Raw genomic sequence first — 14,478 nt, 5'->3', positions numbered from 1 at the left:
CGGTTCGGCCATTATCAATAAATATCCATCGCAGTCTCAGGTATAATTGTTCCTTTCTGACCACATGATGGATATTGAAAATAACAACGCTAAAAAGCAGGGAACACTCTTTTTTATGAAGAGCGTTCCCTGCCGGAAAAATGCTTTCGCTTAAAAACTAAGCTTCTGCTGGTACGATATGAACTCTGGTCTTTTCGCGGTTGTTGCGAACGTACTTTTCATACTGAACAGTACCGTCTACAAGTGCAAAAAGAGTCCAATCCTTACCTGTGCCGACATTTTTGCCGGGGTGGATTTTAGTTCCGAGCTGGCGAACAAGAATGTTGCCTGCGAGAACCTGCTGGCCGCCGAAGCGTTTTACACCGCGTCTTTGACCGGCACTATCGCGTCCGTTTTTAGAGCTACCGCCCGCTTTTTTATGAGCCATGATGAGTCTCCCTTTTCAGACTGAAAATAATTAAGCCTGAATAGCTTCAACTTTGATTCTGGTGAAATCCTGACGATGACCGTTCTTTACAGAAGAGTCCTGCCTGCGTCTTTTCTTGAAGACGATGACTTTTTTGTCACGGCCGTGTTCAAGAATTTCACAGGAAACCTTGGCTCCTTCAACATAGGGAGCACCGATTTTTACATCTTCGCCCTGTCCAACCAGAAGAATTTTATCCAGATCTATTTTAGCGCCTGCTTCTGCATCCAGTTTCTGGACGTTGAGCTCAAGGCCTTCTTCAACGCGGAACTGTTTGCCGCCAGTCTCGATTATTGCATACATATTTTGCTTACCTCCGTCACGTAAGAGATGGGAACGTATCTGCAAGACAGTATAAAAGTCAAGCTCGGATTTAATTTTTTTCCACTTGAAGAAGTCTTTTTAACGTTCCAAAATAGTTTTTGTGAGAAAATCCGTTATATTAACTGCCGGATTTTTTAATTACGGGGCAATCAGCCCCCATACACTCTTTATTTAATTTCATCTGGTTGCAATGTATGTCAACCTCGGATTTCAGTTTTATACCTAAAAGTTCTTCAGAAATTTCAGCGCAGGCTTTGAGGGCCAGCCATGAATCGCGCTGGCAGCATCTGGCGGCTTCCATTTCTGCTATATCTTCAAGTGCGGCCAATGTGCCTCTTTGTGCAAACGATCTGGCCTGCGCCGTATAGGGTGTCCCTTCTAAAATCGTGCTTACTGCAATTCCAACTCCCATAGCCGCTCCGCAGATGCCCATAAATCCGCAGTACCCTCCGGCAATTTTGGCCCCGCGGTTTACCGCGGTTAAAATTGCCTTATCAGTAATGCTGCCTCCGCTGTTACGGTAGACTGCTGTTATTATCCCGGGAACCAGAGAGTGGTGTTCCGGTCCGTGAACAGGAATAGCCGGATGCTTTCTTATCTTTATAAGCAATTCAACCAGGTCTGTTTCCGTACTACCCAGCAGCATGTGTTTTATTACTTCCAGACCATCTTTGCTGTGACATGAATCGCATACAAAGTGTCCTTCTGCACAATATGCGTTTGTTTCGTAATCCTGATTGCAGTAGCAGCAGGTCATGGTTAGCGGTTCTGAGGTGTATTTAAGATCACTGCCGCAGACCATGCACCCGGAGTTTTGTTTTTGGGGAGAAGTAAGTATTTCCGCTTGTGCTTTTTCCGAAGGAGTGCAGCATGCCTGAAGCGTGTCTGGAGTATCTGCACCGTCAAAAGCCTGTGGAGTGGGGCAGCAGCATGATGAACCGATATCAACGTTGGTAACGTTATCGTCTTCATCTATTATGAAGGCTGAATCTCCGAGTGTGCGTGCATACAGCTTTGGTACTTCCGTAATTTCTCCCGGCAGAATGATTGTGCCGTCGGCTGTCTGCGCAGTGGAAAAAGGACCTCTGTAAATTATTTTGACTTTATCTTTAAGCTCCGGTTTGCAGGCTGAAAAAGTAAGTGAATAGAACTGATGCCCGCCGACTTCGCGGTATGGAAATCTTTTTATGATATGGAAATTATCAAATCCTGATTCCAGAAGCAGCCCCTTGAGATTCTTTACAGTCAGCGCACCGGCTATGCACTCTCCGTGCAGCTGGTCGTTGTTTCTTATCTCCGGTCCGGGTTCTGTCTCACAGACAACATCGGAGACAGTTATTCTTCCTCCGAATTTGAGGACTCTAAATATTTCATTGAATGTTGAACGCTTATCCGTTGAAAGGTTCAGCACACAGTTTGATAAAATCAGGTCAACCGAGGCCTCTTCGAACGGCATTTTTTCAAGGTAGCCTTTCCTGAAATCAATATTTGCATAGCCTAAATTTTTTGAAACAGCATTTTTACCCTGTTCGGCTATTTTCAACATTGGGTCCAGCATATCCAGTCCGGTAACATGCCCTTTTTCCCCGGTCATTTTAGCGGCAATGAAACATTCGATACCTCTTCCTGATCCGAGGTCGACCACGTATTCTCCCGGTTTTATTTCAGCGTCCATAACCGGGCTGCCGCAGCCGTAGCCTCTGAATCTGAAATTTTCAGGAATGTGGGCGACAACGTCTTCACTGTAACAGACCGGATTCAGAATATCTTCGTTGGCTGTTTCCGCTGCTCTGGAATAAAAATCTTTTACAACGCTTAAGCTGTCATTTCCGGCTACAGCCAGAAGACAGTTGTTATGGGTCAAAGCCACTGCACCGTGATCGGAGCAGCTTGAAAGCACATCACCCATTTTAAGCCGTAATGCCGGTGATCTTTTAACCGGGTTCATCGCTGCCTTTCGGGCGATAAGCTCAAGTGCTATGGCTTTACTTAATTCTGAATAAGGGTCCGCACCGCAAAAACAGTTACTGTGCATGTAACTGTGATCCAGATCACCGCCGCCGAAAAACAGTCTGAGAGGATCGCTCAAATCTTTGGCTGTTGTGTTTCTGATTTTCCCCAGTACTTCACTTTGTCTAATAGATGATAGAAGGTCTCCAACTACAGGAGTAGCCAGCTCCGGTACAGCCACGGTTGCTGCGGAAGGATAAATTTTCCCGTCCGGACCGATTGCGACTGATTCCCAGCCAGCGGAGCTTCCATCGTGAATTGTTCCGCAGGGCGCGAAAATCATGCTCCGCACAGCCTCTATATTATCAATGGTGATCCCTTTGCGGGCTGCCAGAGTTTCAGCCTGTAATAAATATTTCATTATTTCAGACGGTTCTATAAAATCTTTTTCTTTTCCGCGCCCACGGATGAAATACCACATGAAATGAACGTTGGAGGCTCCATTTTCAGCGGCAAAGTTGACAATCTCCGGCATCTGTTCCGCATTGGATCTGGTCACACACATGGAAAGAGTAAAGGCGGTTTTAATTTTTCTTAACTCGGCAAGATTTTTCTGAAGCCTCTCGAACATCCCTTTGCCGCGGATTTTGTCGTGGGTGGCTTTTATTCCGTCAACGCTTATCTGCAGATGAAGTCTTTCCGGGTCGAAGTTGTGCTTTTTTAAAAAGTCAGCAGCGTCAAGGCCGTTGCTGAGAATAACGGCGTGACTGTTTTCAATTTCCATGATCGCGGAAATTATTTTTTCTATTCCGGGGTGGACGAAGGGTTCCCCGCCTGTAAGGGCAAAAACTCTGCATCCGTTAAGCTCTGCTTCCTTAATCAGTTTCAGAACTTCTGCAGTAGGCAGTTCCGGTTTTGCAGTAGGAGCCGAAGAAAACAGGCAGTGGGTACAGGCCATATTACACCTGTCAGTAAGATGGAACCATAATTCTCTGATTTCAGGCTGACCCAGTAAAACTGATCTTCCGGGGTATGAAGCTTCACTCTTTTCAGGAAGACGTTCAATAAAGTTCAGAGTCCGATAATCGTAAGGTTTACACCGATCGGTTTTAAGACCTTTAAGCAGTTCGTCTCCGGTATTATCAGGCACAAACCAGTCCGTGGAATCAGGGCGCATGTAGACTGGGGTTTCATTATATTCAAATCTGATCCATTCAGAGATATCGAAGCTCAAATTTTCCTCCAGAAGTGCGAAAGGGAATAAGTATAAAGCAGCTTATAGCACTAACCATGTATGGGCGTTCTGGCTATAACCAGAATCTCAGTTCCGGTGCAACCGGCCATTTTTAGCAGATCACAACATTCAGCAGTTGTTGTACCTGTTGTCAGGATATCATCAACCAGCAGTACTTTTCTGCCGCTGATTTTATCGGGAGAGACCTCAAATGCTCCGGTAAGATTTTTTTTTCTATCCTGTGCGTTAAGTCCTGCCTGTGGTGTTGTTTTGCGGACCCTTTTCAGAATATTTGCTTCCACGGGCCTGTCAAGACATCTTCCAACGGCTTTTGCCAGAATCAGGCTCTGGTTGAAGCCACGTTTTTTGAGTCGTGAAGGATGGAGTGGGATAGGGATGATAACATCCGGAGGATTTGAAATTTGAATGGCAGCTTCGCAGGCCAGCTTCTTCATTATGCGGCTCAGCTCAAGTTTCTCCTTGAACTTCCATTTTAAGATTATTTCACGCAGCACTCCCTTGTACGGTCCGTAAAAATATATGGCTGCTGCTTTGTTGTCGGCAGTGATCAGTTTGCGCTCTTCCTTATTCTTTTCAAGAAGGGCAAGGCAGTCTGCACAAAGGGCATCCTCTGACTGATATGGACTGGAGCAGATGGGGCATCTTTTTTGGAAAAAAAAATCTTTGAAATAAGCTGATAAAAATTTCATTAGCATGGACGTCGTAAATTATTTCTGCTTTGCTGCGAAATTATTTACAATCTCCAGTAAATTTTCTTTTAGTATGGGCTTGTTGAGAAATCCTGTGAAATAGCGGCCAAGCTTTTCGACATTCAAATCTGATTCATCAAAGGTCGTCATTCCGAAAATGGGAATTTCAACCCCCATGCTCCGGGCTTTGCTCACAACCTCCGGTCCGTCCATTTTGGGCATCTGCATATCAACAAAGGCCAGATCGAATTTTGTGTTTCTAAGCTCCGAAAGAGATTCACGGCCGTCTTTTGCAAAGCTGACCTCAAAACCTGCATCGGATAAAAATTTTTTGATAATTAGCCTGATCGGGGCGGAGTCGTCTGCAACGAGAATTTTTAGCTCGGACATGTTTCAGCCTTTTATATTTATTATGGTCTCCGGTTTTTATTACCGGTGTATTCAAGCCAGGCTTTTTTTCCTGAATCAACTATGAGTTCTGAAATCTCACTATTTTCAGCCAGATCTTCAGGCCCGTCAATTCCCCGGAAAAGTAATGGCGGCTGCATCTTCAGGTGGAAAAAATCCAGAAAGAATTTCAAGGTCAGTTCAGCTCCCTGAAAAAGCCGCTCCCCTTTAGGTCTGCCAGCTACCATCATGCAATAGGCCGGTCTTACAGGAAGGGATAATATTTCCGGGGCCATGGCCTGACCGGCTTCCCATCCCCATTGGCCGCGGTCAATGAATGTTTTGAATCTTGATGGCAGGTGATAAAAGTAGATGGGTGAGGCAAAAAACACCAAAGGTGCGGACATCATTTTTTCAAAAAAGGATTGAGCCGCATCTTTTTTTATATGAACACAGTGGTGGCCCGGGGATGTCCTGCATTTGCCGCATCCGTTACACGGCACGAAATCGTAATCTCCAAGATAAACAATTTCCCCGTCACCGCCGGAAAATCTTAATCCTTCAAGGAACAGTTCGCAGGCCCGATCGCTGTTACCGGACCTGCGGTGACTGCATGAAAATAAGACCGGAATCCGGTTCATATCTTTTTACTACCCCTGATTCTTTTTGTTTATGATATCCGTACGTTTAAAAACAGCCTTGATGTGATCTGTCTCTTCTTCAATTTCAAGGCTCCATTCAGGGAGGATATCAAGCTGATTGTACAATTGACCTTCTGTCCCTTTGTCAGCGAGGGCCATCACGGTCTCCTCACGGCCGAAACGGAGATACCAACCTACCTCCATTCCTATGCCTCAACATTGGCCGCGAACATCCACCACCTTGATTCCCTCAGGCATGCTGCTCATTTCAGATCCTTTGTTACAGTTATCAGTTTCTACCCAGTGGTTTGCTGCCGGTGCAGTTTACCGTTTTACAGACATCCGTATTTAATGAAATCAGGTGCAGAAACTTCGATGAAGAACAGTTTCATACACCTGAATTTTAATTAATATTAAATTTCAACCCCACTGAAAAACGGGTTGTGAGTTTTTTCTTCATCATTTGTGGTCATTGCCCCGTGTCCGGAAAGCAGAGCTGTGTTGCCGGGAAGGGGGAATATTTTCTGGATGACGGAATTCATGAGCTGTTCAGAGTCTCCTCCGGGGAAATCTGTCCGGCCCACTGAGCGTTTGAAAACAAGATCGCCGACAAACGCAAGTTCGGCTTCGGGAAAATAAAAGGTCAGGCTTCCCGGAGAATGTCCCGGTGTGGCCAGAATTTTACATTCCAGACCAATAAAATTTTCTTCGCCTTCGCTGATGTTTTCATACTCAAACGGATCATTTACAGGAGTACCCATAAAACCGCCTCTTCCAAGTTCTGAATCCATAAGAGCGTTATCATCGGAACTGGCGTATATTTTAGCTCCGGTAGCATCGCTTAAAGCTCTGCATCCGCCTGTATGGTCGAAATGGAGGTGTGTTACGAGAATCCGGTCAAGTGTCAGACCTGATGATTTGAGATATTCCAGAACCGGAGAAGGGTCTCCTCCCGGGTCTACAACCAGAGCTTTGCCGTTGTTTGAGAGCACATAACAATTGGTTTGCAGTGATCCCAGCGGGAACGCTTTTAAATCCATTAATATTCTCCAATATAATGACTGTTCAGTGGTATCTTTTTTCGCCTGCATTCAGCTTGAAATTCTTACAGCTGTCAGAGTTTTTAAGCCTGAATGTCAAGTATATTTTCCGCCGGACCGACTAAGGGTAGCCACATACCGTAACAAGAAATCTGTATGCTGCAACGGATATGTAAAGCCTGTTTATACGGTCCTGATTTTTTGGTCTGCTAAAACGGAACGCCTCTGAAGATGTTTAATTTATTTACGGCGTTATCAAATTCTTTAGGATTAAGTGTATTGCTGAGATCACTGTCGAAGTTCCCGAAATTTTCTTTTAACTGGATTGCTTCAGCTTCTTCTTTATCAATTACGCCATCTTTGTTTCTATCAGCATCGGAAAAGCTGGGCAGCGGCTGTTTTACTTCATCACTGTCAACGGCTGCACAGCGGATGTGTTTTGTGTCCAATGCATAACTGACATCAATATTGGCTTCAGGATCGAGGTAAAGTTTAAAACAACTGTCACCGGACCATAAGTCCCGTTTGTTTGGATCTTCGCGGACTATTTTTACTTTTGATTTTCCACCGCCCTTGTCAAAGCAGTCTTTATTGTAGAGCGGATTGCATGTGCATCTGGTAATGGTGCGTGGTTTTACACGGCAGAATATGAAGTCACCCGTTTTACCAACCACTCTTAAAACATCATTTGTATGGTTGATTATGGTGAATCCTTTTTCATTGGCCGCGGCCGGTCCTGCGGACATCAGCGCAATAACGAGGCAGGCAGAAAACAGAATTGCGGTTTTAAAGATTTGCATTGGTCCCCCATGAAATTAGTATTGCTCATGGTTTTAACCTTGTCAGGGGATAATTGCAAAGATGGAAAATAGTGGGGAAATAACAAGACCGGGCCGCATGCTTATGCGACCCGGTCTGTGTGTTAAACAATCTTGCCGAATGACAGGATAATATTCTTGCGGAAGGTGCGGTTTCTCCAGATTTCTTCTGGTCCCTGCTCTTTAACTTCCGAGCTTAGGATTTGTCTCAGTTCATTTTTTTGAGATTCATCGAGATCTAAAATCCTGATATCTCCAAGCAATGCCAGCGGATCGCTGTAATCACAGGGAAAAGGTTCATTTACGTTGTCTTTACAGATGAAACGAACCATTCCGCAATCGTTGTTTGAAGAAGCTTTGAACAGAATGTCAGTCATTTCAGATTAACTCCTGCTTTTGCAATCGACCCCCATTGAATGCCCCGGGGCGATTGCATGCAAAATCGGATTAGCCGAACCGATTTTTTCTTAACTGGGCATTTTAGCGGCAACTGTTTAGGGTGGGTCCGCAATTGGCCATAAATCTACCCACCAGAGGAACTTTCGTTCCCCGCGCTGTCACCTCAGGCGACAGGTTGTTCTTTGCGTGCTTCACATTCCCCCTGTGTCAGGAAATAAAAAAGGCCTCTCCGAATGGAGAGGCCCTGAATAATATCCTGATATATATCATAATCATATCTCATGGCCCCTTTCGGGGTTTTTTGGCATTGGCACCTTGCTTATAGCAGGTTGCCGGGTGGTCTTGGGGCCAATTCCCTCGCACCCTCTTCATGAGTGTCTGACAATATGTTTCAACATAAAACTATTGCCAGCTTGCGTGAAGCACATTCAAAGAACTGAGAGAAAAACTATACTCGCATAGTCTGGTAGTCAAGAGGTGAAAATGTTTTTTTTGAAATTTAATAAAAAAGCTATTCTTTACCGGACATTCGCTCCAGTTCCTGTGTCAGCTTGTTACCTTCAAGCTGGCGGCAGGTGGTGAAAGTTTCTCCTTCACTTATTTCTTTATGTATCAGGAAATGACGTTCTGCAAGCTTTGCCAGCTGTGGCCAGTGTGTAATTACAACCAGTTGCTGTCTGGCTGCCAGATCACGCATTTTCTCTCCAACCCTGTTAAGAGTTGTTCCACCTATTCCAGCGTCAACCTCGTCAAAAATCAGGGTTGGTTTTTCAAGCTCTCCCTGAAGTCCGGCTATTGCCAGCAGGAATCTTGAAAGCTCTCCACCAGAAGCTATTTTATCAAGAGGCTGCGGAGATTGTCCGGGATTCGGTATCCAGAGCAGTCTTCCTCTTTCTTCCATAATGCCGGGATGCAGCTCATGCGGTTCAAAATCAAATTTGATGCGGACGTGCTTTGAAAAACCGAGATGCGTCAGCTCTTTCATTATCCTGTCCGTAAGCAGTATTGCCGCCTTTTCCCGCTGGGCATTTAATTTTTCAACTATGCCTGCCAGTTCTGCCGCTTCTATCTTTTCCTGTTTTTCAAGACGCTTGATGTCAAGGGAACAGGAGTCGAGAAAGGAAATATTCTGCTCGATCTCTTTTTGGAGATTAACGATTTCCTCCAAAGATTTACCGAGCTTGCGTTTTAGTTTTGAAAGTTCGTAAAGGCGTTCTTCAATATCATCCAGACTTTCATCCATATCAGCATGGCTGGGCTGAATTCTCAGGCGTTCAGAAATATCATCCAGCCGCAGCCGGAATTCATTTATGGTCTCAAGATCTTCTTCATACTCCTGAAAAAAATCACAGACGCGTTCCATCTCTGTAGACAGGGCGGAGAGTCCTCCTGAAAGGTCCGTTACCCCCAGCATAAGATCAAGTGCTTTCTGAATGCTTTTGCCTGCCTGCTCATTTTGTTTAAGTCCTGCTTTTTTTTCTAAAAGCTCGTCTTCTTCACCCTGATACGGAGCTACTTTTTCAATTTCATTACGCTGAAACTCCAGAAAATCTCTTTTTTCTTCGAGAGCAGCAGAGCGGTTTTTAAGATTTTCTTTTTTGGCCAGTGTGTCGCGTAATTTTGAGTAAGCCTGATCCTTTTCAGCCGCAAGCTCCGGTGTCTCAAGAAAGGTATCAAGGATTCTGCACTGAAATGATGGTTGCAGAAGTTTCTGCTGGGCATGCTGGCTTGTGTGCAGGATGAGGGAAGACCCCAGCTCCTTTATTACAGATTGCGAACTGAGTTTGTCGTTGACGTATACTCTGCTGCGTCCTGTTTCTGAAACAAGTTCACGCCGGATTATTTTTTCTTCGCCATCGGTCGTTACAAAAAGGGCTTCAACTGTGGCTTTATCCCTTCCGGGCCTTATCATTTCCGTAGACATGCGCTGTCCAGTGAGGAAATCAATAGCACGCAGTATGAACGATTTACCGGCTCCGGTTTCACCGGTAAGCACGTTCATGCCGGAAGCAAATTCAATTTCGGCATCTTCAATCAAGGCGAGGTTTTTAATCCGCAGGAGTTCGAGCATTTAATGTGTCCGTTTATTGTTTGAGTCTGGGATCAAGAATATCTCTCAGACTTTCGCCAAGAAGGTTATAACCTAGAACAGTGAAAAGTATCGTCAAGCCGGGAAAAACAGAAAGCCACGGAGCTATTTCCAGAACTTCTTTTCCTTCCATAAGCATATTTCCCCATGAAGGGTCCGGTGGCTGAACCCCAAGCCCCAGAAAACTGAGAGATGATTCAACAAGTATTGCTCCGGCAACTCCCAGTGTGGCAGATACCAGCACAGGGGTAATCGCATTTGGAAGAATGTGCGTCAGTATTATCCTTACCGGGCCTGCTCCTGCAAGCTTTGAGGCCAGCACAAAATCTCTTTTTCTTAGTGACAGGGTTTCAGCCCTTACCAGTCGGGCCACTCCCATCCATGAAGTCAGTCCTATGACCAGCATTATGTTAAATAGTCCCGGTTCCAGAAAAGCTATGACTGCGAGGATAAGAAAGAATGACGGGAAACAGAGCATTACATCGACTCCGCGCATAATGATCTCGTCAACCCATCCACCAAAATATCCTGATACAAGTCCCAGTACAAGTCCTATTGCTGTTGATATTCCTACTGCCACAAATCCTACCCATAATGAAACCCTTCCGCCGTAAAGTATCCGGGTCAGCACATCTCTTCCAAGTGCGTCTGTTCCGAAGGGGTGCTGCCAGCTTGGCGGCTGGAGAAGTATATTAACATTCAGCGCAAAAGGGTCATAATGAGTTATCAGAGGAGCTAAAATCGCAGCAATTGAAATACCGCCAACGAGAAACAGTCCTGTAAAAAACAGTCCGTAGCGTTGGAACCGTGAGGTCGGTGCAAGTTTCTTTATGCGCATTTAGCTGTTCCTCCCGGAGCGAACTCGGGGATCAGCCAGACCGTAAGCGATATCCGCAAGTATATTCCCGGCAAGAGTCAGTATGGCTCCAAGAACCAGACTGCCCATAATAAGGGAATAATCTCTGGACATTACCGCACCGTAAAAGAGTTGTCCCAGTCCCGGCAGGGCAAAAATGGACTCAATAATTACGCTGCCTCCGATTAATCCCGGAATTGAAAGTCCGAGCAGGGTAATTACCGGTAGCAGGGCATTGCGCAGTCCATGATGGAAAAGGACTCTGTTTAGCGGAAGCCCCTTTGCTTTTGCTGTGGTTATGTAATCCTGCCTTAATACTTCAAGCATGGATGAGCGCATGAAGCGTGACATCCCTGCGAGGCTTCCAAAAGTATAAATAAAAATAGGCAGGGTGAGATGTTTTGCAAGGTCCAGCAGCTTCCCCGTTGTGGAAAGCATATCGAAATCAAGAGATGTCAGGCCTGAGATGGGAAGAATCGGGTAGTGGATTCCAAGCCACAGCATCAGCAGCAGAGCCAGCCAGAATCCCGGAACAGCAAACCCTATAAAAACGAAAATGGTCATTCCCCGGTCAAACCAGCTGTTCTGCTTCCATGCCGAGAACATTCCTATGGGTATCGCTATAAATAAAGTCAGCACCATCGAAGCCACATTCATTCCGAAAGTCAGCGGCAGCCGTTCTTTAATACGGTCCCATACCGGGCGGTTGTCGCCGGACATTGATCTTCCGAAGTCAAAACGCACCATACGGGAAAGCCAGTTGCCGTATTGCACATAAAGAGGCTTATCCAGCCCGTAGATTTTATTGAGTCTTGCCCGCGCTTCGTAGTTGGAATCCGGGTTCAGGGTGGTCTGCATGTCCGTAGGAGAGCCTGGTGCCAGATGTATAACCCAGAAGCTGATTACCGTGATTCCCAGAAAAACTATTGCAACCCAGAAAAGTTTGGTCGCAATTTTGAGTGTTAGTTCAATCATGATACTCCGTTAGGAAATGGAAAAGTTAACTCTTCTGATGAGCGGCCAAGATAATCCAAGTCTGAAGTTCAATCAATATCCCGCAAGTTCAGGAATGTTAAAATAACATGGATTATTCAGCTGATGATATTTAATTTTTCTGCTGCCTGATTCTAGATGCCAGAAGCCTGAAACCGGAAGCCAGACGTCTGAAGACGTTGTTTTTTTTAGACAGGCATTGTTTCAGCGTTTTTTTTCATAATTCTGTCTGGCAAGCACAATGGCCTGATGGTTTTCATTGGCCCAATTAATCAGACCGGCCATAGGATCGAGAAAAGATTTTCCAAGCTCCGTCAGTTCATACTCCACTCTGAGCGGTACCTCCGGGTAGAGCGTGCGCTTTATGAAGCCGTCTTTTTCCAGCCTTTTAAGGGTCTTGGAAAGCATCTGTTTGGAGATGTCTCCAAGGTCACGCATAAGTTCGTTGAACCTGAATACTCCTTTTGAAAGGGAATTTAAAACAAGCAGGCTCCATTGGTCCCCTATGCGGTCAAGCACATCACGGATAGGGCATGGTTCTTCAAAAGATATGAGCATATCGGCTTTCATTTTATGTTCCTGATTTTTGGTAGGTCAGCAGACGGTGACCTGATCATTTTATCCTGACTTCTTGTTATAAGATTTCAAGTGAGCTAAGGTCTCAGAATAAGACCACGTCTTAAAATTATACCTTGGAGGTCATTATGGCAAGTGTAGCACTGATCGGAGCTTCCGGTAATGTCGGAACAAGAATTCTGAAAGAGCTTATTTCACGGGGTCACGTTGTAACAGGAATAGCCCGTCATCCTGATAAAATAGAAAAGATGGAAGGAGTTACTCCGGTTGCAGGCGATACCCATGATAAGGAAAAGCTGGCCTCAATTTTAAAAGGTCACGATGTAGTTATCAGTGCTGTAAGGTTTTTAGATACTGATCCAGAAGAATTGATACAGGCTGTAAAGGATTCCGGTGTGAAACGCTATATAGTTGTAGGCGGAGCCGGAAGTCTGGAAGTTGCGCCGGGTAAAATGGTTATTGATCAACCTGATTTTCCTGAAGCTTTCAAGCCTGAAGCCTCAAAGGGTGTTGTTTTTCTGGATGTTCTGAAAAAAGTTGAGGACCTTGAATGGACCTTCTTATCACCTTCGGCAATGTTTACCCCCGGTGAAAGAACCGGTGTTTTCCGTTTGGGAAAAGATCAGCTCTTGAGCAATGAAAATGGTTCCAGCATTTCATTTGAGGATTTTTCCATAGCACTGGTTGATGAACTGGAAAAACCGCAGCATATTCGTGAGCGTTTTACTGTTGGTTATTAATTAAAAATTGAGTCAGCCGAGCTTAAGTGTTCGGCTGACTCAATTATATTGTACCACCTTAAAAAAGTATCGAACCGATTTCTTTTATGCTAAATTGCAGTCTGTTTTTGGCTTAATATCTAACAATTATAAATACATTTGGGAGCAGGGAGAAAAAATGTCAGGTCTGCAGGAAAAGAAACGTCAGGTTCTGTATCTTTCACATGGAGCCGGGCCATTGCCTCTTCTCGGTGATGCCGGACATAAGGAGATGGTTGATAATCTGGAGTCACTGGCTGCAAAAATAGAAAAGCCATCAGCTATACTTCTCATCAGTGCCCACTGGGAGGAGCAGGTTGCTACGCTGACATCAGGTCAGGCCCCGTCTCTTATTTACGATTATTATGATTTTCCGCCACAGTCATACACAATAAAATATCCGGCTCCCGGAGATCCTGACCTTGCTCTGGCCGTCAGAGACAAGCTTATTGAAAAAGGAATAAGCAGTCGTCTGGATGATTCCCGCGGTTTTGATCACGGTATGTTTGTTCCTCTTAAAATTATGTATCCGGAAGCAGATATTCCTTGTGTAGAGCTGTCTCTGGTGCAGGGACTTGATGCCGAGCTTCATCTGGATATCGGTGCTGCGCTTGCGGAATTGTCCTACGATAATCTGCTGATTATAGGTTCAGGATTTTCGTTTCATAATATGAGAGCCTTTTCCATCAAAGATACGGAAGAAAGCCGCAGTTGGAATGAAAATTTTGAATCATGGTTGATTGATACCTGCTCGGATACCTCGTTTTCTGCTGAAGAACGCTGGGAAAGACTGCGTAACTGGACTATCGCACCGCATGCCCGTTATTGCCATCCAAGAGAAGAACACCTCATTCCGCTGCATGTATGCGCAGGCGCAGCCGGTGGCCCATGCTCAGAATTTTATGAACTCGAAATACTTGGTAAGAAAGCAAGTGTGTACTTGTGGCAGGAATAATTCATCGAAGACTGTTAAAGATCATGATCCAAGCATTAAATTTAAAAAAAGCAGCATTAAGATATTGACTTCAAGAGCTTTTTGTTGCAATTAAATCCACCTGCATACATAAAAAAATGCACATAAAGTGGGGCTGTAGCTCAGTTGGGAGAGCGCTTGAATGGCATTCAAGAGGCCGTGGGTTCAATTCCCTCCAGCTCCACCAGATATTTCAAGGACTTAGAAGAAAAAATCTTCTAAGTCCTTTTTCTTTTACGCCGCACTTTTACGCCGTTTGAATTC

16 protein-coding genes, 1 tRNA gene and 1 riboswitch are annotated in these 14,478 nt (G+C 45.0%); of the genes, 3 read left to right on the top strand and 14 right to left on the bottom strand.

Annotation, left to right across the window (positions count from 1 at the left end; all coding sequences use genetic code 11):
* Positions 1-157 precede the first annotated feature (157 nt).
* From rpmA to G496_RS0116165, 14 genes are all read right to left on the bottom strand, one after another.
* Positions 158-427: a 50S ribosomal protein L27 gene (gene rpmA / locus G496_RS0116235; RefSeq protein WP_027180197.1), complete on the bottom strand. Its 270-nt coding sequence runs from the start codon at positions 425-427 to the stop codon at positions 158-160.
* A gap of 30 nt (positions 428-457) precedes the next feature.
* Positions 458-769, bottom strand: a complete 312-nt coding sequence (rplU, locus tag G496_RS0116230) for a 50S ribosomal protein L21 (protein WP_027180196.1) — start codon at positions 767-769, stop codon at positions 458-460.
* A gap of 139 nt (positions 770-908) precedes the next feature.
* A complete protein-coding gene (locus tag G496_RS0116225) occupies positions 909-3,974 on the bottom strand; it encodes a radical SAM protein (RefSeq protein WP_027180195.1) in 3,066 nt (1,021 codons plus the stop codon).
* A 50-nt stretch (positions 3,975-4,024) separates the two neighbouring features.
* Entirely contained in the window at positions 4,025-4,684 is a 660-nt protein-coding gene (locus G496_RS20130; protein WP_051295109.1) for a ComF family protein, read from the bottom strand.
* Positions 4,685-4,702: 18 nt separating this feature from the next.
* Entirely contained in the window at positions 4,703-5,074 is a 372-nt protein-coding gene (locus tag G496_RS0116215; protein WP_027180194.1) for a response regulator, read from the bottom strand.
* Between the two features lie 20 nt (positions 5,075-5,094).
* On the bottom strand, positions 5,095-5,712 hold the full coding sequence (locus G496_RS0116210; RefSeq protein WP_027180193.1) for a flavodoxin family protein: 618 nt from the start codon (positions 5,710-5,712) through the stop codon (positions 5,095-5,097).
* A 9-nt stretch (positions 5,713-5,721) separates the two neighbouring features.
* Positions 5,722-5,916, bottom strand: coding sequence for a hypothetical protein (locus tag G496_RS21215; RefSeq protein ID WP_156900683.1), 195 nt, complete (start codon positions 5,914-5,916; stop codon positions 5,722-5,724).
* Between the two features lie 209 nt (positions 5,917-6,125).
* Complete coding sequence (locus G496_RS0116200; RefSeq protein ID WP_027180192.1) at positions 6,126-6,752, bottom strand: MBL fold metallo-hydrolase; 627 nt, start codon at positions 6,750-6,752, stop codon at positions 6,126-6,128.
* Between the two features lie 209 nt (positions 6,753-6,961).
* Entirely contained in the window at positions 6,962-7,552 is a 591-nt protein-coding gene (locus tag G496_RS0116195; RefSeq protein ID WP_027180191.1) for a hypothetical protein, read from the bottom strand.
* Between the two features lie 122 nt (positions 7,553-7,674).
* Positions 7,675-7,947, bottom strand: a complete 273-nt coding sequence (locus G496_RS0116190; RefSeq protein ID WP_027180190.1) for a hypothetical protein — start codon at positions 7,945-7,947, stop codon at positions 7,675-7,677.
* Positions 7,948-8,245: 298 nt separating this feature from the next.
* Positions 8,246-8,346, bottom strand: a riboswitch (SAM riboswitch).
* A gap of 134 nt (positions 8,347-8,480) precedes the next feature.
* Complete coding sequence (locus G496_RS0116180) at positions 8,481-10,040, bottom strand: DNA repair protein RecN (protein WP_027180189.1); 1,560 nt, start codon at positions 10,038-10,040, stop codon at positions 8,481-8,483.
* Between the two features lie 13 nt (positions 10,041-10,053).
* Complete coding sequence (locus tag G496_RS0116175) at positions 10,054-10,896, bottom strand: ABC transporter permease (protein ID WP_027180188.1); 843 nt, start codon at positions 10,894-10,896, stop codon at positions 10,054-10,056.
* A complete protein-coding gene (locus tag G496_RS0116170) occupies positions 10,897-11,889 on the bottom strand; it encodes an ABC transporter permease (protein WP_027180187.1) in 993 nt (330 codons plus the stop codon).
* Between the two features lie 222 nt (positions 11,890-12,111).
* The gene (locus tag G496_RS0116165) at positions 12,112-12,477 is read right to left on the bottom strand and encodes a winged helix-turn-helix transcriptional regulator (protein ID WP_027180186.1); all 366 of its coding nucleotides are present in this window, start codon (positions 12,475-12,477) and stop codon (positions 12,112-12,114) included.
* Between the two features lie 134 nt (positions 12,478-12,611).
* On the opposite strand from G496_RS0116165, the gene G496_RS0116160 reads away from it, so the two are divergent.
* The 3 genes from G496_RS0116160 (at position 12,612) to G496_RS0116150 (ending at position 14,401) form a co-directional block, all read left to right on the top strand.
* A complete protein-coding gene (locus G496_RS0116160) occupies positions 12,612-13,223 on the top strand; it encodes an NAD(P)-dependent oxidoreductase (RefSeq protein ID WP_027180185.1) in 612 nt (203 codons plus the stop codon).
* A 157-nt stretch (positions 13,224-13,380) separates the two neighbouring features.
* Positions 13,381-14,196 (top strand): DODA-type extradiol aromatic ring-opening family dioxygenase, encoded by an 816-nt coding sequence (locus tag G496_RS0116155; RefSeq protein WP_034633677.1) that lies wholly within the window; start codon positions 13,381-13,383, stop codon positions 14,194-14,196.
* A 129-nt stretch (positions 14,197-14,325) separates the two neighbouring features.
* Positions 14,326-14,401, top strand: a tRNA-Ala gene (locus G496_RS0116150).
* Positions 14,402-14,478 lie beyond the last annotated feature (77 nt).

The organism is Maridesulfovibrio bastinii DSM 16055 (assembly GCF_000429985.1).
In the GTDB taxonomy this organism is placed as follows: domain Bacteria; phylum Desulfobacterota; class Desulfovibrionia; order Desulfovibrionales; family Desulfovibrionaceae; genus Maridesulfovibrio; species Maridesulfovibrio bastinii.
The sequence above is the reverse complement of the archived record's forward strand: the minus strand, read 5'-3'. Positions and strand labels throughout refer to the sequence as shown.

Excerpts from the sequence above, each read along its gene's own strand:
- rpmA (WP_027180197.1), bottom strand. The coding sequence starts at position 427 with ATGGCTCATAAAAAAGCGGGCGGTAGCTCTAAAAACGGACGCGATAGT.
- rplU (WP_027180196.1), bottom strand. The coding sequence starts at position 769 with ATGTATGCAATAATCGAGACTGGCGGCAAACAGTTCCGCGTTGAAGAA.
- G496_RS20130 (WP_051295109.1), bottom strand. The coding sequence starts at position 4,684 with ATGAAATTTTTATCAGCTTATTTCAAAGATTTTTTTTTCCAAAAAAGA.
- G496_RS0116215 (WP_027180194.1), bottom strand. The coding sequence starts at position 5,074 with ATGTCCGAGCTAAAAATTCTCGTTGCAGACGACTCCGCCCCGATCAGG.
- G496_RS0116210 (WP_027180193.1), bottom strand. The coding sequence starts at position 5,712 with ATGAACCGGATTCCGGTCTTATTTTCATGCAGTCACCGCAGGTCCGGT.
- G496_RS21215 (WP_156900683.1), bottom strand. The coding sequence starts at position 5,916 with ATGGAGGTAGGTTGGTATCTCCGTTTCGGCCGTGAGGAGACCGTGATG.
- G496_RS0116200 (WP_027180192.1), bottom strand. The coding sequence starts at position 6,752 with ATGGATTTAAAAGCGTTCCCGCTGGGATCACTGCAAACCAATTGTTAT.
- G496_RS0116195 (WP_027180191.1), bottom strand. The coding sequence starts at position 7,552 with ATGCAAATCTTTAAAACCGCAATTCTGTTTTCTGCCTGCCTCGTTATT.
- G496_RS0116190 (WP_027180190.1), bottom strand. The coding sequence starts at position 7,947 with ATGACTGACATTCTGTTCAAAGCTTCTTCAAACAACGATTGCGGAATG.
- G496_RS0116180 (WP_027180189.1), bottom strand. The coding sequence starts at position 10,040 with ATGCTCGAACTCCTGCGGATTAAAAACCTCGCCTTGATTGAAGATGCC.
- G496_RS0116175 (WP_027180188.1), bottom strand. The coding sequence starts at position 10,896 with ATGCGCATAAAGAAACTTGCACCGACCTCACGGTTCCAACGCTACGGA.
- G496_RS0116170 (WP_027180187.1), bottom strand. The coding sequence starts at position 11,889 with ATGATTGAACTAACACTCAAAATTGCGACCAAACTTTTCTGGGTTGCA.
- G496_RS0116165 (WP_027180186.1), bottom strand. The coding sequence starts at position 12,477 with ATGAAAGCCGATATGCTCATATCTTTTGAAGAACCATGCCCTATCCGT.
- G496_RS0116160 (WP_027180185.1), top strand. The coding sequence starts at position 12,612 with ATGGCAAGTGTAGCACTGATCGGAGCTTCCGGTAATGTCGGAACAAGA.
- G496_RS0116155 (WP_034633677.1), top strand. The coding sequence starts at position 13,381 with ATGTCAGGTCTGCAGGAAAAGAAACGTCAGGTTCTGTATCTTTCACAT.